16 protein-coding genes and 1 tRNA gene are annotated in these 24,432 nt (G+C 73.4%); 9 read left to right on the top strand and 8 right to left on the bottom strand.

Annotated elements, in window-relative coordinates; translation table 11 throughout:
• Positions 1-73 precede the first annotated feature (73 nt).
• The 4 genes from tmk (at position 74) to ACFZAX_RS03320 (ending at position 6,960) form a co-directional block, all read left to right on the top strand.
• The gene (gene tmk, locus ACFZAX_RS03335; RefSeq protein ID WP_390958633.1) at positions 74-3,520 is read left to right on the top strand and encodes a dTMP kinase; all 3,447 of its coding nucleotides are present in this window, start codon (positions 74-76) and stop codon (positions 3,518-3,520) included.
• Between the two features lie 256 nt (positions 3,521-3,776).
• A complete protein-coding gene (locus ACFZAX_RS03330; protein ID WP_390958631.1) occupies positions 3,777-4,982 on the top strand; it encodes a DNA polymerase III subunit delta' in 1,206 nt (401 codons plus the stop codon).
• Between the two features lie 225 nt (positions 4,983-5,207).
• Entirely contained in the window at positions 5,208-6,746 is a 1,539-nt protein-coding gene (locus ACFZAX_RS03325; protein ID WP_390958629.1) for an alpha/beta fold hydrolase, read from the top strand.
• Positions 6,747-6,886: 140 nt separating this feature from the next.
• Positions 6,887-6,960, top strand: a tRNA-Thr gene (locus ACFZAX_RS03320).
• Between the two features lie 166 nt (positions 6,961-7,126).
• Here ACFZAX_RS03320 and ACFZAX_RS03315 read toward each other — a convergent pair.
• The 7 genes from ACFZAX_RS03315 to ACFZAX_RS03285 are packed head-to-tail and all read right to left on the bottom strand — an operon-like array spanning position 7,127 to position 12,120.
• A complete protein-coding gene (locus tag ACFZAX_RS03315) occupies positions 7,127-7,381 on the bottom strand; it encodes a hypothetical protein (protein ID WP_390958627.1) in 255 nt (84 codons plus the stop codon).
• Between the two features lie 44 nt (positions 7,382-7,425).
• Positions 7,426-7,878, bottom strand: coding sequence for a hypothetical protein (locus tag ACFZAX_RS03310; protein WP_390958625.1), 453 nt, complete (start codon positions 7,876-7,878; stop codon positions 7,426-7,428).
• Positions 7,878-8,528 (bottom strand): VWA domain-containing protein, encoded by a 651-nt coding sequence (locus tag ACFZAX_RS03305; protein ID WP_390958623.1) that lies wholly within the window; start codon positions 8,526-8,528, stop codon positions 7,878-7,880. Before ACFZAX_RS03305 ends, ACFZAX_RS03310 begins: the two co-directional genes overlap by 1 nt.
• Before the next feature lie 15 nt (positions 8,529-8,543).
• Positions 8,544-9,668 (bottom strand): hypothetical protein, encoded by a 1,125-nt coding sequence (locus ACFZAX_RS03300; RefSeq protein WP_390958621.1) that lies wholly within the window; start codon positions 9,666-9,668, stop codon positions 8,544-8,546.
• On the bottom strand, positions 9,665-10,858 hold the full coding sequence (locus tag ACFZAX_RS03295; protein ID WP_390958619.1) for a protein phosphatase 2C domain-containing protein: 1,194 nt from the start codon (positions 10,856-10,858) through the stop codon (positions 9,665-9,667). The genes ACFZAX_RS03300 and ACFZAX_RS03295 overlap by 4 nt, the downstream gene beginning before the upstream one ends.
• Positions 10,859-10,887: 29 nt before the next feature.
• The gene (locus ACFZAX_RS03290; protein ID WP_390958617.1) at positions 10,888-11,361 is read right to left on the bottom strand and encodes a hypothetical protein; all 474 of its coding nucleotides are present in this window, start codon (positions 11,359-11,361) and stop codon (positions 10,888-10,890) included.
• Between the two features lie 9 nt (positions 11,362-11,370).
• On the bottom strand, positions 11,371-12,120 hold the full coding sequence (locus tag ACFZAX_RS03285; protein WP_390958615.1) for a hypothetical protein: 750 nt from the start codon (positions 12,118-12,120) through the stop codon (positions 11,371-11,373).
• A gap of 172 nt (positions 12,121-12,292) precedes the next feature.
• Between ACFZAX_RS03285 and ACFZAX_RS03280 the strand changes: the two genes are divergently transcribed.
• The 3 genes from ACFZAX_RS03280 to ACFZAX_RS03270 all read left to right on the top strand — a co-directional run bounded on the left by ACFZAX_RS03280 (position 12,293) and on the right by ACFZAX_RS03270 (position 16,078).
• Positions 12,293-13,057 (top strand): helix-turn-helix domain-containing protein, encoded by a 765-nt coding sequence (locus ACFZAX_RS03280; RefSeq protein WP_390958613.1) that lies wholly within the window; start codon positions 12,293-12,295, stop codon positions 13,055-13,057.
• 44 nt (positions 13,058-13,101) lie between these two features.
• The gene (locus tag ACFZAX_RS03275) at positions 13,102-15,633 is read left to right on the top strand and encodes an ATP-binding protein (protein ID WP_390958611.1); all 2,532 of its coding nucleotides are present in this window, start codon (positions 13,102-13,104) and stop codon (positions 15,631-15,633) included.
• Between the two features lie 196 nt (positions 15,634-15,829).
• Positions 15,830-16,078: a hypothetical protein gene (locus tag ACFZAX_RS03270; RefSeq protein WP_390958609.1), complete on the top strand. Its 249-nt coding sequence runs from the start codon at positions 15,830-15,832 to the stop codon at positions 16,076-16,078.
• A 55-nt stretch (positions 16,079-16,133) separates the two neighbouring features.
• Here the strand turns inward: ACFZAX_RS03270 and ACFZAX_RS03265 are convergent, their stop codons facing one another.
• The gene (locus ACFZAX_RS03265) at positions 16,134-16,928 is read right to left on the bottom strand and encodes an FHA domain-containing protein (RefSeq protein WP_390958607.1); all 795 of its coding nucleotides are present in this window, start codon (positions 16,926-16,928) and stop codon (positions 16,134-16,136) included.
• 174 nt (positions 16,929-17,102) lie between these two features.
• On the opposite strand from ACFZAX_RS03265, the gene ACFZAX_RS03260 reads away from it, so the two are divergent.
• Both ACFZAX_RS03260 and ACFZAX_RS03255 read left to right on the top strand, forming a co-directional pair.
• Positions 17,103-18,779: a protein kinase gene (locus ACFZAX_RS03260; RefSeq protein WP_390958605.1), complete on the top strand. Its 1,677-nt coding sequence runs from the start codon at positions 17,103-17,105 to the stop codon at positions 18,777-18,779.
• 188 nt (positions 18,780-18,967) lie between these two features.
• Complete coding sequence (locus ACFZAX_RS03255) at positions 18,968-24,382, top strand: hypothetical protein (protein ID WP_390958603.1); 5,415 nt, start codon at positions 18,968-18,970, stop codon at positions 24,380-24,382.
• The last annotated feature ends 50 nt before the right edge of the window (positions 24,383-24,432 follow it).

The raw sequence follows: 24,432 nt of genomic DNA, 5'->3' as shown, positions 1-24,432 counted from the left end.
ATTCCGGTCCGCCGCACGGTCGTATGTTCGGCCGGGGCAACGACGACCGTACGGCTGCCGATAGGCTGGACGGATGACGCGAGCCGAGCAGCCAACGGTCGTGAGCCCCACCTCCGACACACTTGCCGCAGACTCACGCGAGCGCGCCCTACGGGCTCTGCTGCGCATCCAGCCGCTGAAACGGTTGTGGAGCGCCCAGCTCGTCGGCGGGATCGGCGATGCACTCGCCCTTCTCGTGCTGGTGCTGCTGTCGCTGCAAGCGGCGGTCGTCGAGGGCTCATTCGGCACCGGATACCGCGGGGCGGCCTTCGCCGTCGCCGCCGTCTTCGGTGTCCGGATCTTTTCCACCGTGCTCTTCGGAGCCGTACTCCTGGGGCCGCTGACGACGCTCACGACCCCCGGCGGAGTGCTGGACCGGCGATGGCTGATGATCGGCGCCGACGGGCTGCGGCTCGCGCTGCTGGTCGTCGCGCCGCTCTGGATCGACTGGACGCCCGACAACGCGCTCCTGATGGTCCTGATCACCGTCTTCCTGGCCGGCGCCGGGGAACGCCTGTGGTCGGTGGCGAAGGAGAGCGCGGCTCCCGCGCTGCTGCCGGCCCCGCCGATCGAGGGCGCGGCCGTACGCCCGCTCCCCGACCATCTGGACGCGCTGCGCCGGCTCTCCCTGCGCACCAACTTCCTCGCGGTGCCCGCCGCCGCGCTGGTACTGCTGGCCGCCACCCTGGTCGGCAACCTCCTGGGCGCGGGGCTGGACTGGTTCTCGCTGCACCAGGCGGCTCTCGGCTCGTACGTCGCGGCCGGGCTTTTCTCCGCCTCCATCTCGACCCTGTACTTCCTCGAACTGCCGGGACTTCCCACCCCCCGGCCGCGTTCGCCGCTGGAGGGACTGCGCCGCCCGGCCGACGGAACGGACGGGACCGGTGCCGAGAAGGGCCGTACCGGCGCGCTCCGGCTGACGGTCGCCGCCTGCGCCGCCGTGGCCGGGGCGATCGCCGCGGCCGCCGGTGTCGCCGTGCTCCAGGCCGCCGACCTGGGCGGCGGGCCCGCGACGTACGCCCTGCTGATCCTCGGACTGACCGGCGGCACCGCCCTCGGCATCCGTACCGCCGTGAAGGTGCTGCCCGCGCTGTCGCGGCGGCGGCTGCTGGCCCTCGCGCTCGCCCTCACCGGCGTGGCGCTGCTGGTGCTCGGCCTGGTGCCGGACACCGCGACCGGGCTGATGATCGCCCTGTTCGCCGGGTACACCGCCGGGATCGCCGCGCACACCGGCCACGGCCTGATCGACCAGGAGACCGAGGAGCCGCGGCGGGCCAGGACCACCGCGCACCTCCAGGCGGTCGTCCGGGTGGCCGTCGCGGTCGGTGCGGTCGGCGGCCCGTTGCTGGCCGCCGCGTTCGGCCGGCACCGCCTCGTCGCCGGAGACTTCGTCTTCGCCCACGGTGGCGCCGCCTTCGCCCTGATGCTCGTCGGCGCACTCCTGCTGCCCGTCGCCGCACTCGTCCTCGCCAAGACGGACGACCGCGCGGGGGTCCCGCTCCGGCGCGACCTGCGAGAGGCACTGCGTGGCGGCGACCCGGCCGTCGCGCCCGCCGCGACCGGCTTCTTCATCGCCCTGGAGGGCGGCGACGGCGCCGGCAAGTCGACCCAGGTCGAGGCGCTCGCCTCGTGGATCCGGTCCAAGGGCCACGAGGTCGTCGTGACCCGCGAACCGGGGGCCACCCCGGTCGGCAAGCGGCTCCGCTCGATCCTCCTCGACGTGTCCTCGGCCGGACTCTCGAACCGTGCCGAAGCCCTGCTGTACGCCGCCGACCGCGCCGAGCACGTCGACTCCGTCGTCCGCCCGGCCCTGGAACGCGGCGCGGTCGTCATCTCCGACCGGTACATCGACTCCTCCGTCGCCTACCAGGGCGCGGGCCGGGATCTCTCGCCCGTCGAGATCGCCCGTATCTCGCGCTTCGCGACCAGCGGCCTCGTGCCGCACCTGACGGTGCTGCTGGACGTCGACCCCGCCACCGCGCGGGAGCGGTTCACCGAGGCGCCGGACCGGCTGGAGTCCGAGCCGCCGGAGTTCCACGCCCGGGTGCGTTCCGGCTTCCTGACCCTCGCGGCGGCCGACCCGGTGCGGTACCTCGTCGTGGACGCGGGCCAGGAACCGGCGGCCATCACCACCGTCGTACGCCACCGGCTCGACCGGGTCCTGCCCCTTTCCGACGCCGAGATCAAGGCCCAGGAGGAGGCGCGCAAGGCGGCCGAGGAGGAGGCCCGGCGCAAGGCCGAGGAGGAGGCCGCCCGCAAGGCCGAGGAGGAGCGGCTGGAGCGCGAGCGCCAGGCGCAGCTCGCCAAGCTGCGCGCCGAGGAGGAGGAGCGCAAGCAGCGCGAGCTGGAAGAGGCCCGCCAGGCCGAGGCCGAGCGCCAGGCCGAGGAGGCCCGGCAGCGCGCCGAGGAGCTCCGCCTCCGCGAGGAGGAGGACCGGCGCCGTCGCGAGGCCGAGGAGAAGGCGCGTGAGGCCGAGCAGGAGCGGCTGCGCCTCCAGGCCGCCGAGGAGGCCCGGATCCGCAAGGAGGCCGAGGCGCTCCGGCTGGAGAAGCAGCGCAAGGCCGAGGAAGCCCTGGTCCGCGCCGAGGAGGCCCGCCGCCGCGCCGAGGAGGAAGCCGCCGAGCGTGCGGCGACCGAGGCCGCCGCGCGGGCGCGGGCGGAGGCCGCGGCCCGTGCCGAGGCCGAGCGGGTCGCCGCGGAGCGTGCGGAGGCCGAGCGGCTGGCCGCCGAGCGCGCCGAGGTCGCGCGTAAGGCGGAGGAGGCGCGGGCGGAGGCTTCGCGTCCGGTGCGGGACCCGTGGACGAAGTCGGGCTCGGTGGGTGCGTCCGGCGGTTCCGCCGCGTCCGGCGGTTCCGGGGACGACCTGACGGTGCCGACACCGGTCGTGAACCCGAACGAGGTCACCCAGCAGGTCCCGAAGGTGCGTCCCACGGACGGGGAATCGGACTCCGCCTCGGCCTCTTCGGCCTCTTCGGCCTCTTCGGCCTCTTCGGCCTCTTCGGCCTCTTCGGGTGCTTCCGGCGGTTCTGGCGGCTCGGGTGCTTCCGGCGGCTCGCGCGGTTCGCGCGGTTCGCGCGGTTCGCGCGGGGCGAAGGGGCAGGCGGGGTCGTCGGAAGCCGACGAGACCACCGTGCTTCCGGCGTACCGCGAGGAGGCGGACGAGACCACCGTGCTTCCGGCGTACCGCCCCGAGGCGCCGGCCGACCGTGTTCCCCGGGGCATTTTCCGGGACGAGGACCCGGCGCCCTCCGCCGCGGAGAGCGAGGCCGAGCGGACCCGCGAGCTGCCGCAGATCAGCGGCGACCCGGCGGCCGACCGCGCCGCGTACGAGCAGCAGCAGAACCGTCCGCGCCGGCCGCGTCCGGACTGGGCCGAGGAGACCCCGCTGGACGATCTGCCGACGCTCGCCGACGAGCTGCTCGGCGGACATGACGACGACGAGGACGGATCCGGCGCCGGCCGACGGCGCCCGCGCCGCTGAGGACGCCCCCGCCCGCCCCGCCGTACGCGTACGACGGCACCGACCGCCCCCGGACCGGACCCCCGGACCGGGGGCGCTCGCATGCGGCGGGCCCGCCGTCGGCGACGCGTGCACGTGATCCTCGCCCCGGAGACCGTACGGCGTCGGGATTGTCGGTGGGGTCCCCCACAATGGAAGCGCGCGGTACCCCGCGCGCAGTACGCCTCCGGTCATCGTCACCGCAGGACCGCACGACACCACCGGAAGGGCGGTGACCATGTCCGTATGGGACGACCTGGTCGGTCAGGACCGGGTGCAGGAGCAGCTCTCGGCTGCCGCCCGTGACGCCGACATCCTGGTCACCGCGACGGCCCAGGGCGAGCCTGTCCCCCCGGGCTCGAAGATGACGCACGCCTGGCTGTTCACCGGACCGCCCGGCTCCGGCCGGTCCACCGCCGCCCGGGCCTTCGCCGCCGCCCTCCAGTGCACCAGCCCCGACCGGGCCATGGGCGGGGCTCCCGGCTGCGGGTTCTGCGACGGCTGCCACACCAGCCTCATCGGTACGCACGCCGACGTCGAGGTGATCCGCACGGACCTGCTCTCCATCGGTGTGAAGGAGACGCGTGAGCTGGTGCGCCGCGCCCAGCTCTCGCCGGCCGTGGGCCGGTGGCAGGTCATCGTCCTGGAGGACGCCGACCGGTTGACCGAGGGCGCCGGGAACGTCCTGCTGAAGGCGGTGGAGGAGCCTGCCCCGCGCACGGTGTGGCTGCTCTGCGCGCCGTCGCTGGAGGACGTGCTGCCCACGATCCGCTCCCGCTGCCGCCACCTCACGCTGGGCACGCCCCCGGTGGAAGCGGTGGCGGACGTCCTCATCCGCCGCGACGGCATCGACCCCGAGCGGGCGCACTCCGCGGCCCGCGCCACCCAGGGGCACATCGGCCGCGCCCGCAGGCTCGCGACGGACGAGCGGGCGCGGGCCCGCCGTGCCGCCGTGCTCAAGGTCCCGCTGCGCGTCGCGGACGTGGGCGGCTGCCTCAAGGCGGCGCAGGAGCTGATCGACACGGCCGCCGAGGACGCCAAGCAGGTCGCCGAGGAGGTCGACGTCAAGGAGACCGAGGAGATGAAGGCGGCGCTCGGCGCGGCCGCCGGCGGCCGGATGCCGCGCGGCACGGCGGGCGTGATGAAGGAGCTGGAGGACAAGCAGAAGCGACGCAAGACGCGTACTCAGCGCGACAGCCTCGACCTCGCCCTCTCCGACCTCACCGGCTTCTACCGCGATGTGCTGGCCCTCCAGATGGGCTCGCGGATCGCCCTCGCCAACACCGACGCGCAGGACGCGCTCGACCGGATCGCCGAGTCCTCGGCGCCCGCGCAGACTCTTCGCCGTATCGAGGCGGTGATCGCCTGCCGCCGCGCGCTCGACCGGAACGTGGCGCCGCTGCTGGCGGTGGAGGCGATGACGATGGCCCTGCGCGCAGGCTGAGAGCGCGGGGCGGCTTTTCCGTGCGGTCCGGGCGGGTGCCGTGCGGGGCGGGCCGGTTCCGTGCGGGCTCAGGGCGGCGTGGCTGTTCCCGGCAGCTCGCTGCGCCCGCCCCGGCTCGGTGCGGTCTCGCGCGCTCCCTCCGCGCCCGCCTGGCCGCTCCACCTCCCCTTCACCCAAATGAGGAGGAAATCGGACGACTCGTCACCGGACGGCTACGCTCCGGGCATGGACTCCAGGCGCCTGCTCCAGACCCTCGCTACCGCGCTCGGCACTGCCGGCCTGCTCGTCTCCGGTTGCACGAGCGGCGGTTCGACGCCCAGTGCGTCCGCCGTCGGCTCCTCGGCGACCGTCTCGGCCAAGGACCTCGCCCCGTTCTACGCGCAGAAGCTGAAGTGGGGGGAGTGCGGCGTCGAGGGCTTCCAGTGCGCGACGATGAAGGCGCCGAAGAACTACGGAAAGCCGGGGGACGGGGACATCGATCTGGCCGTCTCCCGGAAGAAGGCGACCGGGCCGGGCGAGCGGATCGGCTCCCTCCTGGTGAACCCGGGCGGCCCCGGCGGCTCGGCCATCGAGTACCTCCAGGGGTATGCCGCTCTCGGCTACCCGGCGCAGGTCCGCGCCCGGTACGACATGGTGGCCGTCGACCCGCGCGGAGTGGCCCGCAGCGAGCCTGTCGAATGCTTGACCGGCAAGGAGATGGACGCGTTCACGCAGGTCGACCTGACGCCGGACGACGAGGCGGAGATCGACAAGCTGAGCGCCGCCTTCAAGAAGTTCGCCGACGGCTGCGAGAAGCGCTCCGGCAAGATCCTCCCGTACGTCTCCACCGCCGATTCGGCCCGCGACATGGACATCCTGCGCGAGATCCTGGGCGACGAGAAGCTGCACTACGTGGGCGCCTCGTACGGTACGTACCTGGGCGCGACCTACGCCGACCTGTTCCCGGACCGGGTGGGGCGCCTGGTCCTGGACGGGGCGCTGGATCCGTCGCTGTCCGCCGTCGACGTCAACCGTGACCAGACGGCCGGCTTCGAGGGCGCCTTCGAGTCCTTCGCGGCGGACTGCGTGAAGGAGAAGGACTGCCCGCTGGGCACCACGAGCACCGCCGACGCGGCGGCGGAGCTGAAGCGGCTCTTCCAGGACCTGGACGCCAAGCCGGTCCCGACCGGCGAGGACCGCGAACTGGGCGAGTCCCTCGCGACCACGGGCGTGATCGCCGCCATGTACGACGAGTCCGCCTGGCCCCAGCTCCGCGAGGCCGTCGCGGGCGCCCAGCACGGCGACGGCTCCGGCCTGCTCGCCCTCTCGGACAGCTACTACGAGCGCTCGCCCGACGGTTCGTACGCCAACCTCATGTACGCCAACTACGCGGTGAACTGCCTCGACCTGCCCGCCGCCTTCTCCGGCACCTCCGCCGTGGAGAAGGCCGTGCCGAGCTTCGAGAAGGCCTCGCCGGTCTTCGGGAAGAACTTCGCGTGGGCCGCCCTGAACTGCGCGTACTGGCCGGTCGACCCCACCGGCACCCCGCACGCGACCCACGCGAAGGGCGCCGACCCGATCCTCGTCGTCGGCACCACCCGCGACCCGGCCACCCCGTACAAGTGGGCCGTCTCCCTCGCCGACCAGCTCACCTCCGGCACCCTGCTCACCTACGACGGCGACGGCCACACCGCGTACGGCCGGGGCAGCGACTGCATCGACACCGCGATCAACCGCTACCTGCTGGAGGGCACCGTTCCGAAGAAGGGGACCACCTGCTCCTGACCGGGCTCCGCCCCGCACCGCCCCTCCCCGGGGCCGCCCTGACCTGCGGGGAGGGGCCCCGGGGAGGGTGGTACGGAGCACTCCTCGAAACTGTGTAGACTTGGCCCCGCTGCTGATCGCACCATGGTGCGACAGGGCGTGCCGCCTTAGCTCAGTTGGCCAGAGCAACGCACTCGTAATGCGTAGGTCTCGGGTTCGAATCCCGAAGGCGGCTCGGAATTGCCCCAGGACTCACTCGCCGTGACCTGGGGCTTTTTCATGCCCGCCGTCGTGGCCGGGGCGTGGCGAGCCGTAAGAGTTCCGAAGGGAGCGGCGGCGAGGGCCATGTCCACGCCGGCCGGGGCGGCCACCGTACGGAGGGTGGTGCGGCAGTGGCCGAGTCAGCGCTTCCGGACGAACGTCAGGTCGATCGAGTACATGAACTGGCCGATGTCCACGCACTTCCAGCCGACGGCCTCGACGGACTGGACGACCAGGTCGATCTCCTTGCGGATCTTCTTCATCGGGTTCCTGACCCGGGACATGGCCCGGGGGTCGATGTCGATGGAGGCTTCGAAGACGTCGTCCCCCTCAGCGCGGGCGCGCCTGGCGTCCGCGACGAGTTTCTGCATCCGGATCGCGTGCAGCATTCCCATGGGTGTCTCCCGGTACGGGCTGGTGTGGTGACGGGGTGCTCGCGTCATCCGCCTGTGGCGCGCGTCTCCTGCCACGGGGTGGCGCAGGGCCACGCGTCGGGTTCGGTGCAGTCGGGGCCGGTGCTGGGGGGCGCGGTGGTGGCGGGCGCTGTGGTGGTGGGAGTCGGGGTGGTGGCAGTCGGGGTGGTGGGAGTCGGGGTGGTGGGGGCGGCCGGGGGGCGGAGCGGGGGAGCCGTTGTCGGGGGCGTGCGGGGGGCCGAGGGGCTGGGCAGGGGGGACGGGGGCTCGGACCGGGTGGCGTGGGAGCGGGTGGGGGCCGGCTGGACGGTCTTCGGTGGGTGCGGGGCTCCTCCGCTTCCGTTGGCGGGGGAGCCGAGGAGGTTGCCGGTCAGCTGGACAGAGGCGCCGCAGAGGAGCAGCACCACGGCCAGGGTGGTCAGTCCGGTGGAGGCGCGCGAGGGCCGGGGGATCGGGGAGCGTGGGTCGGGGGTGCTCATCAGTCCACGTACTCCTGTGCGACCTCGACGTAGGTGAAGCCCCTGACGTCGGTGGCGATCTGCATCCGTCCGGTCGCCGACGAGGCGATCAGGGTGTTGAGCAGACCGGTGATCGCCTCGCTCAGCGCCGACTCGGTGTCCGAACCGTCGGCGATGAACAGCGCCTTGGTCGCCACCTTCTCCAGTACGGCGCGCTGCGCGCTGCCGAAGCCGTAGGCGATCACGTGCGGGTGGCGGGGCCAGTTCCTGTCCGCGAGTCTGCGGAAGGCGTCCTGCCAGTGCGTGTCGGTCGGGCTGCCGTCGGTCAGAAAGAAGACCGTCGGCCGCAGTACGTCCAGGTGCTGTGCCCTCAGGTCGCTGACGTCCCGTTCGATGCACTCCCGGATCAGGTCGAAGGTCTTGCCGTATTCGGTGCGGCCGCCGCAGATCACCTCGGGCATGGCCGGCACCTGCTCCATGTCGGACATCGGGATCACCACGTGCACATCGGTGGAGAAGGCGACCACGCTGACCCGGGCGAACTCCGAGACGCGGGGATTCATCGCCAGGTTGAGGTGCAGGCGGGCGAGGGTCGCGTTGAGTACGGCCTCGTGCGGTTTCATCGACGAGGACGCGTCGATCACCACGTAGGTGGGCAGGCAGAGCGACATGGGTGCACCTTCGGGCTAGTGGCTGGCGGTGACGAGGAAGAGCAGGACCACGGCGATGGTGAGGACGACGATCCAGCCGACGGCCTGCAGGTCGGAGTCCGGGCGTTCGGGGGTCGTGACCTCGGTCTCGTCCCCGTTCTCGGCGTCACCGGGGGTGGGGGGCCGCGGTACCGGCGGCGGGGGCAAGGGCGGCAGTTCGCCGCGGGCCGGACGTGGCGAGGGCCTGAGGTAGGGACCGCCGTCCAGCGCCCGGTTCAGCTGAGCGGCCGAGGGGCGCCGCTCACGGTCGGTCGCGAGCAGCATGTCGAGGAGTACCTCGGAGACGGCGGGCTGGTTCTGCCACGGGGAGGCCGCGACGGTGTGGAAGGCGTGGGCGTCCCGCCGGCCCGTCATGCACTTGGCGACGAGCAGGCCGATCCGGTAGCGGTCGGTGTACTCGTCCGCGTCGGTACCCGGCGGCGTGAGCGGGTCGGCCCAGTTCGGCTGGTGGACGTCGGGCATCTTCTCCGGCTGGCAGCCGTCGACGTCGATGAGATAGACGGAGCGCCGGTCCGGGCTCCAGAAGGCGTTGGAGAACGACCAGTCCGAGTAGACCAGGCCCAGCGTCTCCAGGATCGCGGCGAGCTCCGTCAGCCGGAGGCAGGCGGCCAGCCTGCCCGCGGGGCCGGGGGGCGGCAGTCCGATGCCCCCGATGGACTCGTCGGACTTCGCCAGCCAGTCGATCTCCACGAACCGCCGCTCGCCGAACCCGCCGCGCCGCAGCTCGGAGCGGTAGTGCTCGGGTGCCATCGGGATCACGCAGCCGACGGCCGGGTTGCCGGGCTCCTGGATCCGGGCCGCGGGCCAGCACGTCCCGGCGTACAGGAGTGCGCGGTCCGCCTCCGGCAGCGTGCCCGGAGCCGAGATCAGCAGGTCGAGGCGGTCGGCGTCCTCCGGGAGCAGACCCGGCCGGTAGAGCTTGGCCAGCCAGCCCGGATGGTCCTTCAGCGGCCTCACGGCGATGGCCTGGCCGTTGTGCTCGGAGACCGGATCGGCCAGCGGCCCGAGATCGCCGAGGCTCACGGTCCGCGGCAGCTTCCAGTCCCGCCGGACGTCCGCCGGGCCGGCGGCACCGCCGTCGGCGGGAGTGGAGCCGGTCATGCCCGGCCGCCGTTCCACAGCACGACCGCGGTGCGGTCGTCGAGGCACTGGGGTGCGTCGAAGCCGACGTCGGCGGTGAACCGGGTGGCCGGGACCGGCGAGCGCCAGGCGTTCGCGAAGTACTCGTTGACGTTGCCCGCCGGGTCCGCCCACGCGTCACCGACGCCGTCCGTCACCAGGGCGAGGGCGGCGCCGGGAGGCAGCGTGAGGTAGTGGTCCCGGGCCAGGTGGGGGGTGTCCGGCAACCGGCCGGCGACCTCGTTCGAGACGACCGCGGCCGCCCGGTCCTTGGCCTCGCCGGAGGTGAACCGCCACAGCGGGACCTGCGGGTCGAGCGTCCACGCCGAACTGTCGCCGAGCCAGGAGACCCAGACCTTCGCGACGCCGTTCGCGTCCGGTTCGGTGAGCACCGCGGTGATCAGCACGGTGGCCATGTGCGAGGTGGCGACGCCCCGGCCCGACGCCTGCGCGGCGATCGATGCCGCGATCCGCCCGTACAGCTCCTTCACGTCGAGCCCGGCGAAGCCCACCGTCTCGATCTGCTCGCGGAGCAGGGTGACGGCCTGGCTGGAGGCCGTGGTGGCGCCGGTGTCGGACCAGGGCGCGCTGGACAGGCCGTCGGCCACGGCCACGATCGCGTGCCGGCTGTCCCGGGTGCGCCCGATCCGGTACGAGTCCTGGCGCGGCTCGGCGGGGTGGCCGCAGCGGTGGCCGGGCCCGATGACCGAGGCCCCGCGGATGGTGAAGGCACCGACGGTGGCCTCGTCGGCGGCGATCCCGTTCTGCACCGTGCGTTCCGGCAGCAGCCAGGGGTAGCCCTGGGCACGGGCGCCGTCGCCGAAGCGGGGCACGCCGAGGTCGGTCGGCCGCTCGCGCAGGAACGGCCGGGGCCCCGGGGGCCGGGGCTGCGGCGCCGCCGGTCCGTCGGCGTAGCGGCAGACCGGAACCGGCGTGCCCGGCGCGGGTTCCCGTACGAGCCGGTCCGGCGTCGGTACGGACCCGGGGGCGGACCCGGGGCCGGGACCGTCGGCACGGCCGAATCCGAGCACGGCTGCCGCGCCCACGACTCCTACCGCCGCGAGGGCGAACGCGTTCACCAGCAGGCCGTACCGCTGGTGCTCCGCACCGACCTCGACGAAGGCACCGACGACGACGGCCATGAACAGCACCGCCCGCAACCGTCCGTCCATGAGCCCGTCTTGCCGGCTGTCGTCCCGGTTCACCGAAGTCCTCCCGAATTCCGGAGCCCGCCCGTGTCCGGGAACTGGCCTGAATCGGAAAGTCGTCCCGAATCCCGGCTGTTCGGACCGGAGGCGAAATGCTGGGAGCCGCGCTGCACCGCGAACACCTCACCGGAATGGGTGGCGAAATTGATCTGGATCGCCGTGTCCGGCCTTTCCGGAAAGCGCAGCGCCACCAGGGCCGTGACCTCCCGGACGGCATCCGGGTTCTGTTCGAGCAAGTGGCACAGGGCCTCCGTCCAGTAGCCGACCGCACCGGCTTCGACCGCTCCCCTCGTGGCGGTCGAGTGCCGGTCCAGCTCCACGGCCAGCTCGTCGCGGCGGCTGCCGCGCCCGGCCCGGGTGAGGACCCGGTTCATCAGTCCTCGCGCCTCCTGCCAGAGATCGGTGCCCATGGCGGAGACCAGGGCGGTGGCACCGCTCGTGGCGAGCACCGCGAGTTCCTCGTTCATCGGTGCGGATCAACTCCGGTCGGTGTGGGTGACGTTCTGCTCGCCGCGGTTGACGGTGAACGCGGTGCCGTTTCCCGAGACCTGGACGAGCTGTTCGGACGAGGGCGCCTGCGGCTCGGTCCGCCCTCTCCCCCCGACGGATCCGGACTGCTGGTCGGCGACGGCCCGCGGCCCGACCGGGCTGCCCGGGTACCAGAGCCAGGCCCGGGAGGCGTACTCCTTGACCCGGACGTCGACCCCGGTGAAGGCGTCGGTTTCGAGCCCTTCGTAGCCGTGCCCCACCGTCTCCTCGTAGACGTGGCGCGAGAGGATCGCGGCCAGCGGGGTGCCGGAGGTACCGGCCAGGGTCGCGTTCCGCAGCGGGGCCGAGTCGAGCAGCCGGGCCAGCGCCTCGAACGGGGCGCCGGAGACGGTGCCGTCCGGATCGAACCGGATCTCCCCCGCGTGCACCGCGGCCCGCACCCGCAGCCGGGTCTCCGGGCCGGCGTGCCGGTTGTGCGCGCGGATCCGCGCACACAACTCCGGGAGCAGCGGGAACAGCAGCGCGGCCTTGGGCAGTCGGGCCGGGGCGACGAGCCGGAAGCCGTCGCCGGTGTCGACGGACGCGAACCCGCGCGCGTCCGGACCCGCCGTACCGAGGGCGTCGGACAGCGCGGTACGCAGGACGCCGCGGATCTCCTGCAGATACTGCTCGCCGCGGCCCGCGGACCCCGCGATGTCGCACGCCAGCAAAGCTCGGTACTCGTACCTCGGATTCACAATTCCTCCGTGATCGCGACGGGTTCAAGCAATTCGAAGATCAATTGCCGTCGTCCGGTTATCCGGTGTCAGCCAGATGATGGGTGAGACCGTAGAGGAGGGGTCCCCGAGGAGAACGGCTACTAATACGGCTTGTGCGGCTTCGGCCGCACGCGAGGAAGAGGTGTCGTCCATGAGCAACACACGTGTGCGCGGCGCGGCGGCGTACTGGCCGTCGGCCGGGCTGCTCGGCCGGCTCGGCGAGTCCGACCGCGGAGTCCTCATCGGACTCGGCCACGGCGTCGTCTACCCGGCAGGCCAGATCGCCATCCGCGAGGCGGACCGCTCGGACTTCTCGCTGCTCCTGCTCGGCGGCATGGTGAAGGTCACCGCGCACGCACAGGACGGCCGTGAGGCGCTGCTGGCCGTACGGATGGCAGGGGACCTGGTCGGTGAGCTCGCGGGGATCGACAGCCAGCCGCGCGTCGGCACCGTGACCGCCTGCGGACGGGTGCTGGCACGCTACATCCTCCGTACCGAACTGGCGGAGTGCGTGAAACAGCACCCCGCCGTCGGACTCGCGCTCAACGCGAGCGTGGTGGCCAAGTTGCGGACGGCGACCGGCCGGATCGTCGATTTCACCGGCTGCGACGTGCTGGGACGACTGGCCAGGATTCTGCACCACCTGGCCGTCACCTACGGGCGGCCCGGTCAGCACGAGGCCCGACTCCCGCTCTCGCAGCCGGAGATGGCCACTCTGGTCGGCGCGGCGGAGTCGTCGATCCACAAGGCGCTGCGGGCACTGCGGGCGTCCGGAGCGGTCGCGACCGGCTACCGCAGCATCACGATCCTCGACCTGGACCACCTCGCCCGGATCGCCGCCGCGGCCGGGCCCGGCGGCGATCTCGCCGAACACGTAAAAACGCCCGGTCGGCGCGGGGCTTCGGCGCCAGTGTGACCGGGTGAGGCAACCCGAACGCGGGAAAGGACGGGGGAGAGCAGATGGCGGAGAACGACGGTGTTCCGGAGCGGCCCGGGCGCATTCAGGTAGGTGACGTGCCCGGGACGATGATCGTGGGCAACGGCAACATCCTGACCAACATCAATGCCGAGTCGGGCTCGATCGTCACCGTGACCAGCGGTCCGCTGCCCGTTCCGGTCAAGCGGCGGCCGATCGCGCAGCTGCCGCGGGCCGCCACCGAGCCGCTGTTCGGCCGGGCGCGGGCCGCGGAAGGCCTGCGAGAGGCGATCGCGGCACGGCAGCTGGTGCAGATCTGGGGTGCGCCCGGGGTCGGCAAGAGCGCGCTGCTGCGCCACCTCGCGCGCACCATGCCCCGCGGGCCCGAGGGCGTGGCCCACGTCGAGGCCGGCGGGCGTACGGCCGACGACATCGCGCAGGCGCTCTTCGACATCAGCTTCGACGCGCCGAACTACAGGCCCTCGGCGGAGGTGTTGAAGGAGCATCTGAAGACCCTGCGGCTGCGGATCTATCTGGACGACGTGGGGCTCGACGAGAGCGACCTGCGGCGGCTCTTCGACATGGCCGAGCAGTCCACCTTCGTCTTCACCGCGCGGCGGCGCTCCGCGGTCGACAGCGTGCACGCGATCGAGCTGGCCGGGCTGGAAGCGCCGGCGGCGGCGGAACTGGTGGGATCGCTGATCGGCCGCGAACTCGGTCCGGAGGAGGCGGGGATCGTTCCCGCGCTCTGCGAAGCGGTGAAGGGCAACCCCCTCCGGCTGCGGCGCATCGGCCTCGCGGCCGCCACCGGCCGCAGTCTGCCGGGCATCGGCGAGCTGCCCGAGCTGCTGCCCGCGCTGCTGAACAGGCTCCAGCCGCAGGAGCGCGACGTGTTGTACCTGCTCGGATCGCTGCCAGGCGCCGAGTTGGACCCCCGGCACCTCGACGGGCTGCTCCGCCGGTCGGACGCCGAGGCGCTCGCCGAGGGGCTGACCCGGCACGGCCTGCTGCTCGCTTCGGAGACCGGCTACAGCTGCCCGCCGGATGTCGCCGACTGCGTGCTCGGCCTTCGGCGGACGGAGTTTCCCGCCGATCAGCTCTGCCGGGCGTTCACGGCGTGGGTCGAGGCGCCGGACACCACTCCGGACGACGTCGCGGCGCACTTCCAGGCCCTGGACGTCGCGGTACGGCGGGCGGAGAGCGGCGGACACCCACAGCTCGGTGTGGCGCTGGCCCGTGCCGCCTCGCCGAAGCTGGCGCTGTCCCGGCAGTTCGACGCGTGGGGCAGCCTGCTCGGAGCCGGCTGGGCGGCGGCGAGGAGCGCGCGAGACGCGCAGGGCGAGGAGTTCTTCCTGGGCGAGGCCCGCAATCGACGGAGGGCGATCGGACGGGGCGCGCTGACCACGGCCCTGGTGCTCGAAGCGGGCGTGCTGTTCCGGGAACTCGCCACCCTGCATGCGCACTCCGTGGCCCAGCAGGCGGCCGGTCCGGTGGCCCAGCAGGCAGCCAACGCGGCCATGACGCACGGGGCTTCGGCCAATGCGGCCATGGCGCACGGGGCTTCGGCCAACGCGGCCATGGCGCACGGGGCTTCGGCCAATGCGGCGTCGGCCCACCCGTTGACCACGGCGCACGGCGTGGTCCAGGCGCATGCCCCGGTGGCCGCGCATGCCCCGGTGGCCGCTCATGCGCCGGTGGCCGCTCATGCGCCGGTGGCCGCGCACCTGCCCGCCAACGCGGGGAGGCCGGTGGTCGACATGGCTCACGCCTCCGCACAGCCGCACGCCACGGCAGGCCACCTGACCGGCGCGCACCCGGCCACACCGGCGCCCCACACGATCGACCTCTCGGCGGCGCACTCCTCCGCCGCGCACGCACCGCACGCCGCGGGCACCACCGCGACCACGACGAGCGCGAGCCATACGGCCGTGGGCACTGCCGTTGCCAGTACGGGCAAGGTCACGGGGCTGGTCATCGCCTGCACACTCGGCTTCGCGACCGTGGTGGGCGTGGGATTCGCGGTCAACGCGGACGACCAGCCGTCATCGCCCGTGTCGCACTCGTCCACGTCGGAGCAGTTCGGGTCGGAGGAGTCCTCGGGCTTCGTGGCCAGTTCCGACGGTGACGCGAGCGTGGACGGGAGCGAGGACGGGAGCGCCGCGGACCCGGTCGATCCGGTGTGCTCGACGGTGCTGCTGGAACTGGACCCGGAGCTGGCGCAGTTCAACACCGATGCCGCTTCCGCGTCCGCCGCGGTCGACTCGTACAACAGCGCGATGTCCTCCTACAACTCGGGCGCCACCTCCGTCGTGCCCGACTTCGGAGCGGCCGACTCCGGCGTCGCCGCTGCCATCGACGACCTCGGTTCCATCGAATCCACGCTCCAGGACGCCGTCTCGGGCGCCGAGGACAGCTCCGTCGCATCGGATCTGGAGGACATGCTGACCGCCATTCAGGAGACGAAGGGCATGTACCAGTCGTACGCGGACGATCCGTCGACCGGTTTCGAGACGTCGAGCCAGGGCGAGGCGCTGCTGTCGGCCCTGGACAGCCTGCAGACCGACTGTGGTGGATGACCCGCCGAGTCCCGACCTGCCGAGTGCCGACCGGCCGAGTCCCGACCGGCCGAGTCCCGACCGGTCGATTCCCGGCCATCCGATTCCTGACCGGCCGGGAGTCCCGACCATCCGATTCCCGACCTGCCGAATCCGAGGACCGTCCCAGCTGGACCTCTCAGCCGGTTCTCCCAGCCCGACCACAGAAAGGGCGGCCATGCCACCGGAATCCACTCGCGGGAACATCCGGGCCGGGGATGTCTCCGGCACCTTCATCGTGGGGGACAACAACCACGTGACGAGCACGACGCACGAACCCGAGCAGCAGCAGCCCCAGCAGTCTCAGCAGGAAGCACAGTCGCAGCAGCGGAACTCCGCGTCCGACCAGGCGGCCGTCTTCGCGGTGGAGAACGGCCACCAGTACGTCACGTACTACGCAGGGGCCGAGCGCGAGGGGGAGGACTGAGCAGCGCCGAGTGCCCCGGCCGAAGTCCGGCCGGGGCACTCGGCGTGCGACGCGCTCAGTCCGTGTCGGCCAGCAGCTCCAGGTCCTGGGCGCTGAGGGTCGCCGTCTTCAGGAGCTCCCGGATCAGGTTGACGCTGAGGGTCGAGCCGACGGGCTCGCCGACCTCCTCGCGCAGCAGTCCGCGCACCCCTCGGCGGTGCAGCCGTTCGCGTACGTCCTCGACCGTGTTCGCGGCCATCTTGTGGGTCCAGGACTTGGTCGCGTACGGGGAGGCGCTGACCAGACGCGCCGTTTCCTCCCAGGGGAGCGGGAGCGGGAAGGCGTCGTGGCCCTCCAGGTAGCGGCGGCCGAGTGCGGTCAGTACCAGCCGTTCCTGCGGGGAGAGTTCGTAGACCGTCTCGGGGTCCACGGTCTCCGCGCCGCTCGTGGCACGGGGGTTGTGGTCGTCCTCGTCCACGACGCGGACCTCCACCAGGTGGGAGCGGCGTTTGGTGGAGTTGATCACCAGTGGGGTGTACCCGGACCCGATGAGCCGTTTGTGGCCGGTGAGCATCAGTACTCCGTCCGGCAGTTCGATCGGCAGATTGCCGGTGTTGACCAGCCACCAGTCGCCGTCCGTGGCCGTGCGGGTGAACACGCCGTGCCGACGGCTGACGGTCGGGTCCTCGACACCGACCGGGACATGAACGTCCTCGCGGTCGCGCCCGAACAGCAGCGTGTACCGGCGCGGCGGTACGGCGTACCCGCCCTCCGGCCCCAGTACGAAGATCGTTCCCGGCGGCGCCGAGGGCACCCGGTCGGAGGGGCTGCCCGGCGGCAGCATCTGGGGTGGGAAGTTTCCGTACTCCATGCGCGCCTGCCTCCGGGCTCGGGATCGCGTCAGTGTACGAAGGCGCCGTGGGGACCGTTCCTCCCGCGCGTGTGCGTCCGGCTTGATTCGTGCGCCGCCGCCAACTGGTTTTGATTCGGCCGGAGTCGCTCGATAACCTGCCCGCCCCGAGAACGAGCGGTCGGAGGACTGCTGATGATGGACGGCACGGTCGCCGAACCGCTGGGCGCGGACGACCCGCAGGAGATCGGCAGCTTCCACCTCATCGGCCTGCTCGGAATCGGCGGCATGGGGGAGGTCTACCTCGGGGCGTCCGACAAGGGGTATGCCGCCGTCAAACGCGTCCGGCCGCGGCTGGTCTCCAGCGAGCGCTTCGAGCGCGAGGTCGGCATCCTCTACCGGGTGCCGGCCGGTGTCGGACCGCGGGTGCTGGCGAGCGACGGCACCGCGGAACGTCCCTGGTTCGCCGCGGAGTACGTGCCCGGACTCACCGTGGACGAGGCGGTCCGGATGCGCGGCCCGCTGCCCGCCGAGGCGCTGTGGCTGCTGCTGGCCGAGACGGCCGCCCACCTGGCGGCCGTGCACGCGCTGGAGATCGTGCACCGCGACGTCAAGCCCGGCAACGTGATGCTGGTGCGGGACGGGGTGAAGCTGATCGACTTCGGCATCGCCCGCGCGGCGGACCAGGCGAGACTCACCAGGAGCGGCGGCGGCTACGGGACGCGGGGGTTCTCGGCACCGGAACAGCAGGCCGGGGACGCGTACGTGGACGCGCCCGCGGACGTCTACGCGCTCGGGGCGCTGGTGCTCTACGCGGCGTCGGGCCGTACCTCCGGCATCGTCCCGGACGCCGAGCCGCTGCGCGCGGTGGACGCCGGCCTCGCCGCCGTCGTCGGATCCTGCTTCGCGGACGACCCCGGAGCCCGCCCCACCGCCGCCGCGCTGGCGGAGACGGCCCGCGCGCGTCTGCCGGTCACCGCTCCCTCCTGGCCCTCCGAGGTCGTGGCACGCATCGCCGCGCGGCGCGCCTTCGCCACGACGCCGGTGAGCAAGCTGGAGACCGTCCCGCCGCCGGAGGCGGATGCCGCTCCCACGCCCGGGACCGCACAGCCGCCCGCCGCTCCACCCCGTCGCCGGCGCGGACGCCTGTTCCTGCTTCCGGCCGCCGCGCTGATCGCCCTGGGCGTCGCGGCAGGGGTCCTGCTCGACCCGTCGGTGTTCCGGCACCAGGTCGCCGCGGACCCGACCGGCCGCGCGTCGGCCGGTGCCGAGCCCGTGGCAGAGGTGACCCGGACGGCCTCCGGGAGCCCGAGCCGTCCGGCCCTGACCACCGCCGATTCCGCAGGGTCCGGGGAGTCCGGGAGCCCCGCCCCCGCCGTCCCGGCCGGGGTGGGCGCGAGCGCCGCACCGAACGCGTCCGGCGGCGGAGCGCATGCCTCGTCCGGTCCCGCCGCACCCGCCGCGTCCGCCGCGTCCACGTCCGCCCCGCCCGCGCCGGACGCACCCCGGGTCACCTCGACGGCGATCGAGGGGATCGACGGCACCAAGGATCCGGCCCAGGTCCAGGGCTCCGAGGCGGACGTCTACTGGGTCGGCCCCACCGCCGGCTGCTCCGCCTGGCTGGACGACAACGGCTCCGGTTCGCTCGCGGGCGTGCTCAACACATCCCTGGGCCGCAGCTGCGGCGCCGAACTCCACCGCAGCGACGGCACCGCGTACGCGTTCTACGCCCGCTGGAAGGCGGCGAAGACGAGTTACCTCCCGGGCGCCGGGCACACGATGTGGATCTGCGTCTGGAACGCGAGCGACCGGTCGGACGAGAAGTGCTCCCCCCGCTTCGCCATGAACGGCCACACCCCGGTCGCGGAGTGAGACGGGCGGAGCGATCCGCCCGGTGCACCCCCCGCGCGCGGGGGGTACGGAGGGGGCGACGCGGGTCCGCCGTGCCGAACGGCCCGCGCATGTACAGGAGATGACCTGCGGGTGAGGCGTGCGCGGCGACTCGGGCCAAAGCCGTTCCGCACCGCCCGCACGGGTACGGGCGACCCTACGGTGATCCCGTGCGGACACGGCAGCAGTCAGGTGACGGCAGGACCGAGGCCTCCCGGCAGGCGGCCGGTGCGCGACCGGCGGCCGGGCGCTCCGTGCCCGGTCACGCCCCGGGCATGCTGCTCGGCATCCAGCGGGCCGCCGGGAACACGGCGGCCTCGGCGGTGGTGGAGAACGCCCGGCGGGGGCGGGCGCCGGCCGCACCGGCCCCAGCCTCCGCACCCGCCCCCGCGGCGGCGTCGGTGGCCTCCGGGCGGGCCGGGACGGGGATGGTCCTGCCGCCGTATCTGGCGTCGCTGGAGACGGCGGGCCTGTCGGCGGTGTACGGGCTGACCGGGCACGAGTTCGTCGAGGGTGCGGTGAAGAGGGCCGTCGGGTACGGAGCCGGTGCCACCGGGAGGAAAGCGGCCGGGGGCGGGGAAGACACCGTCGGCGAGATCGCCGCCGAACTGGCCGGGCGGCCGGAGTCCTTCTTCGGGCAGGGGCGCGCCTTCGCGGTGCGGGGCCCCAAGGGCAAGGACTGGTTCGACGTCACGGTCAGGATCACCCCGGCCGACGACGAGAGGCGGCCCGTCTTCCACACCGCGAAGGAGCGGAACGCGCTTCCGGCCGGGCGGCAGGGACCCGTGGGGGCCGTGCTGGACCATCCGGAAGGCAAGGAGACCAAGGTCGACGTCCAGCACAACTCGGTCGCCACCGCGAGCGCGACGTCCGCCGACTCGTCCGACAAGGGCGTGGGCGGCACGGCCTTCCTGCTCTGGCCCGGTCTGCCGGGGACGTGGGGCGGCGTCGCCGTCACCGGCGCGGTACGGCCCTGGGAGAGCGGCGACGAGTCCCGGACCCAGCGGACCGCCGCGGAACCACGCGTCCTGCGCAGCGACAAGGGCACCGTCGAGGTGGAGCGCAGGGTGCGGTTCGACGTACGGGTGCAGAAGAGCGGTACGCGGGACGTCCAGCCCTTCCAGCAGACCGGGACGCTCACTCAGCGGGTGCCCACGGAGCATCTCGTCCCGGACGGCACCGCGGCGCCGCGGGGTCCGATCGAACCGGAGGTCCCGAGCCACGGGTTCGCCCGGCGGGTCCGGCTCGCCGACTCCCTGGCCCCGGTCGGTGTGTCGGAGGAGGCGGCCCCCCACGAGGGCGGCGGCGGGCTGTTCGACACGGTCGCCTCCGTCCTGCACCAGTCGGTCACGGCCCCGGGCGCGCCCGGCCGCGCGCGGCTGTACGAGGCGACCTCGACAGCCAACGTCCTGGAGGACCTGCCCCGGCTGCTCGGAGACGGGGTCGTCGGTGAGGACCTGTGGGCCAAGGACGGCAGAACGGCGTGCAGTTACCGCATGCGGGCCGACATCGCGGGCCTGACTCCCGCTTGGCCCACCGGCAAGACCCAGTTGCGGACCCACCAGCAGTCCCAGCACACCGCGACCGCGACCGCGAGCGACGGGCGTGCCGCCCGGCTCGGCGTGGGGCCGGCGTTCGGCTTCGGGGCTCCCGCCGGTGTCGCTGCCGCACGGGGCACGGTCATGCCCGTGGGAGGCGTCCGCAAGGCGCGGTTCTCCATGAACGAACAGACGGTGACGAGCCGTCAGGGGGCAGAGGTGCGCGGCGAGAAGGTGCTCTATCTGGCGACCGTGCGGTTCACAGCGGAGGGCACGGGGCCCAGGCCGGGTGCGGTGGTCCTGAACCCGCGGCTCGGCACCGCCACGCACGCGATGAAGGTGTGGATGAGCCTGCGCTCCGACGAGGCGCGGGACCTCGGGCTGCCACTGCCGCCGGGCACGGAGGCCGGGGAGCTCGTGAAGAAGCCGAAGGCGACCGGAGAAGACGGCCAGGAACGCGATGTCGAGCGGCATCTCGCCTACGAGAACGGCTCCAGCGTCGTCCTCAGCCATGTCGACAGCCGTCCGACGATGGACGCCGTGACGGAACTGTTCGGGAACGACGCCCGGCTGGCCGGATACCTCCCCCTCTTCGGGGGGACCCGGGCGGTGAAGCTCCCCACCACGGAGGAGGCCGAGACCCAGCGGGGCAACTACCGCAGCCTCGCGCTCGCCCTTTCGGAGACCAACCTGAAGGCCAACAAGGCCCAGTTGCTCTCCACCGGCATCCCGGTAAGGCTGCGGCGCAAGTCGAAGACGCACAGCCATGACGTGCTGGTCCGGGTCAAGGGGCGGCTCGACGGCACCCGTTACCTCGGCGACACCAAGGACTGGATGACGCGCGGGCACTCCGGGATCACCAGCAACGCGCAGACCGGGCGCAACAGTTCGCGCTCGCTCGGCGTCCAGGCCTTGGGCCAGGCCCGGTTGATCCCCGGCATCCTGACGGCCTCGGCCCGCTACGAGAAACAGTGGTCGGGCAAGCGCCGCAACCAGGGCGGCCCCAGCACCCGTACCGACACCCTCACCAACGGCTCCGAAACCGCCTCCGTCTTCGGTGCGTCGCTCCTGCTCGACGTGAACGTCTCCCTGACCTCCCGGCCGCGCAAGCTCACCCGGACCGTCACCCCGGGCAGCCCCGGCCGTCAGGCGCCGACGGCACAGCCGATCAGCACCCTGCACCTGGGCGCGCAGGACGTCAGGCTGAGCACGCCGCAGGAGTTCACCCTGGACGACTCGGAGAAGTCCGAGCAGGACGCGGACACCGAGCGGCGCAAGGCCGGGCCGGCCCCGTTGGAGCGTCCCTTCGCCCTCGCGGGCATCGGCGACCTGGCCGCGCTCGTGCAGAAGCCCGCGGCCGGGTCGGTGGTGCGGGACTGGCAGCTGCTGGAGACCGTCGGCGACGGCGCGGCCGTCCGGGATCTCGCCTTCGCGCTGTTGTCGAAGGCCGCAGCCCGGGGTACGGGCGTGCGGGGCGACGACGCGCTGGCGACGGAGGGCCTCGCACCACGGCTGGCGATCGAGGAGCGGCTGAGCCCGCAGGCGCTGCACGCCGCACTGCGGCAGGCGACGTCCTCGGGCTGGGTGGTGAAGAACCTGCGCCACGCGCGCCGCCTCGCCGCGCTGAACGGGGCGGTCGGCAGCCGGATGACCCTGGCCAACCCGAGGTTCCTGCACAAGGGGGCGGGGCCCGGTACGGAGACCCTGGTCCTGGGCGGTCACCAGAGCGCCGGGCAGGAGGGGCGGAGCACCAGCAGCTCGTGGCAGTTCGGGGCCATGGGCTCCGAGACCGTCGCGGGCGGCCGGACGAGCCAGGGGCTGGCGTACCACCGGACCGCGTCGGAGGGCGGGGCGGAGAGCTCCGCCGTCTCCGGCACGGTCGAACGGAACGCCCACACGCCGAAGAAGGCTCCGCTCTACCTGGTCCAGTGCGACCTGCTGGTCCACATGGTGGCCGAAGTCGGGGTCACCACCGGCGGACCGTACGTGGAGAGCCGCGCCCTGACCCTGCCGGCCGAGGCCGCGGTATGGCTGACGGAGGCCCAGCTCCCGGCGTCCGTCCGCAGACAGGTGGAACGGAGGGAGAAGCGGGAGGCCGGGGCGAAGGCCGCAGCCGAGGCGCGGGCGGCCCGGCAGCGGGACCCGGAGAGCGGGGAGAGCTCGGGTACGGGCGCCGAGCGGGCCGCCCGCGAGGGTACGGGAGGTGGCCGGGCCCCGGCCGCCCCCGCCGCCCCGACCGGGGCGGGCACCACCGCGCCGCCCGCCGAGTCCACCGGGCCCGCCGAGTCCACCGCGCCCGCCCGGGCCGCCTCGGGGGCCGGGCACGTCCTCGACCGTGCGCTGCCGCTCGGTCTCGGCATGATCGAGAACCTGCCGAACTTCGTTCCGCTGCTCGGAAAGCTGCGTGACAGCCTCGCCAGGGGCCCGCGGAGGAGGCTCGCGGAGGATCTGCTGCCGAGGCAGCAGCTCAACGACCGCCACGACAACGTGCAGCGGCTGCTCCGGGTCCTGGACCGGAGCGGTTCCACCGGGCTGTTGTCCGGCGCGATGGACGGCGGCGTCACCGTCGAGCTGTTCGACGGACGCAACACGCCCTACTGGGCCGTGTTCAGGATCGACCGGTCGGACCACGGCACGTTCCTGCAGGACGCGGACGACGGGCGGGACATGGAGTACATCACGGCGGCCGTGGCCCAGCAGGCCGGCACCCGCGACCAGGGCGTGACGCAGGGGGTGGAGGGCGTATTCGCCGGATCGGCCCGGCCGGAGGACGGGCTGGGCGGCCTGAAGGGCGTGGGCGGCGGGGGCGGAGCGGGGTTCGCCACCGGTTCGTCCCGGCGCCACGGCTCCGCGAGCCGGGGCCAGGTGGGCATGAAGCTGGTCGCCGAGGCCAAGTCCGCGCCTTCGGCGAAGATGCGGGTGCCGATCACGGCGAACCTGGAGCTGTTCGGCGCCTCGGGCGCGCGGGTGTCGCTGGCCAGGCTGAGCGGTCTGGAACTGACCCATAGGGTCCCGGTGAAGGACCTGGAGGCCCTCGGCCGCGTGCGCACGCCCGCCCCGGCCCTCGCGCCCGCCCGGACCGCCGCGCCCACGACCGCCGCGCCCACGACCGCCGCGCCCACGACCGCCGCGCCCACGACCGCCGCGCCCACGACTGGTGCGCCCGCCGCCGTCCCGGCTCCGGGCGGTCCGGCCCCCGCCGACCGGTCCGGTGCGGCCCGGCCCGACCACGGGGCCTGGCGGGCCCGCGGGGTGCAGCTCCCCCTGGAGGCGCAGGTCAACGGGTTCCAGGGAGCCCCACGCGTACGGCAGTTGATGGGGAGCGCCGTCCAGGCCGCAGGGGGTGGCGAGCGCTTCCGGGACAAGGGGCAGGCGGCCGCGTACGCGCTGAACGAGGCGATCTCCACCGAGTGGATGATCGCGGCGCTGCCCCTGCTGGTCTCCGCCGGGGCGGACCTGCCGCCGGTGCACGCCAGTGGCGTCGAGGGCCAGGATCTGCGGGCCTCCGTCCATGCCCGGTTGCGGGAGGGACGGGTTCTGGGCGTCGGCGACACGATGACGTTCGAGACGGTGGGCCAGAGCCACCTCGGAGCGCCCCGCCCGACGCAGGGCGACGGTTCCGTCTCCGCCGAGCAGAGCAGGTCGGGACGGGGGATGGGAGGCGCGGCCCTGCTCAACCCGGACGAGCTCCGGCTCAACCAGCTGATGGGCACGGTGGGAGGGTCGGGCGGCGCCGCCGCCGCCGCGGGCAACTCGGCCGGGTCCTGGCCGCTGGTCAAGCCGAAGACGAAGTCGGTTCTGGTCCGGTTCACCCTGGACGTCAGGGTGGTGGCCGAGGTGGGCAACCGTGCCCGGGCCGCCGTGGGAATGGACGGGACCGGCGGTCCCACCGTGCGGGAGCTGACTCTGCCGCAGCCGGTGGTGATCCGGGTGCCGGAGCCGCTGGCCCAGCGCATGGTCCGGACGGCCGGGCCCGAACTCCGCGACCCGGAGAACCACTTGGGTGTCGCCCCGGCGGCGGCACCGACACCCCCGGCCGCCTCGTAGCCACGGCGCGGGGCTCGGACTCCGGAGCCGCGACCGCAGGGGCGGCCCCT

The sequence above is a fragment of the Streptomyces sp. NPDC008125 genome, assembly GCF_042957125.1.
Lineage (GTDB): Bacteria > Actinomycetota > Actinomycetes > Streptomycetales > Streptomycetaceae > Streptomyces.
The sequence above is the reverse complement of the archived record's forward strand: the minus strand, read 5'-3'. Positions and strand labels throughout refer to the sequence as shown.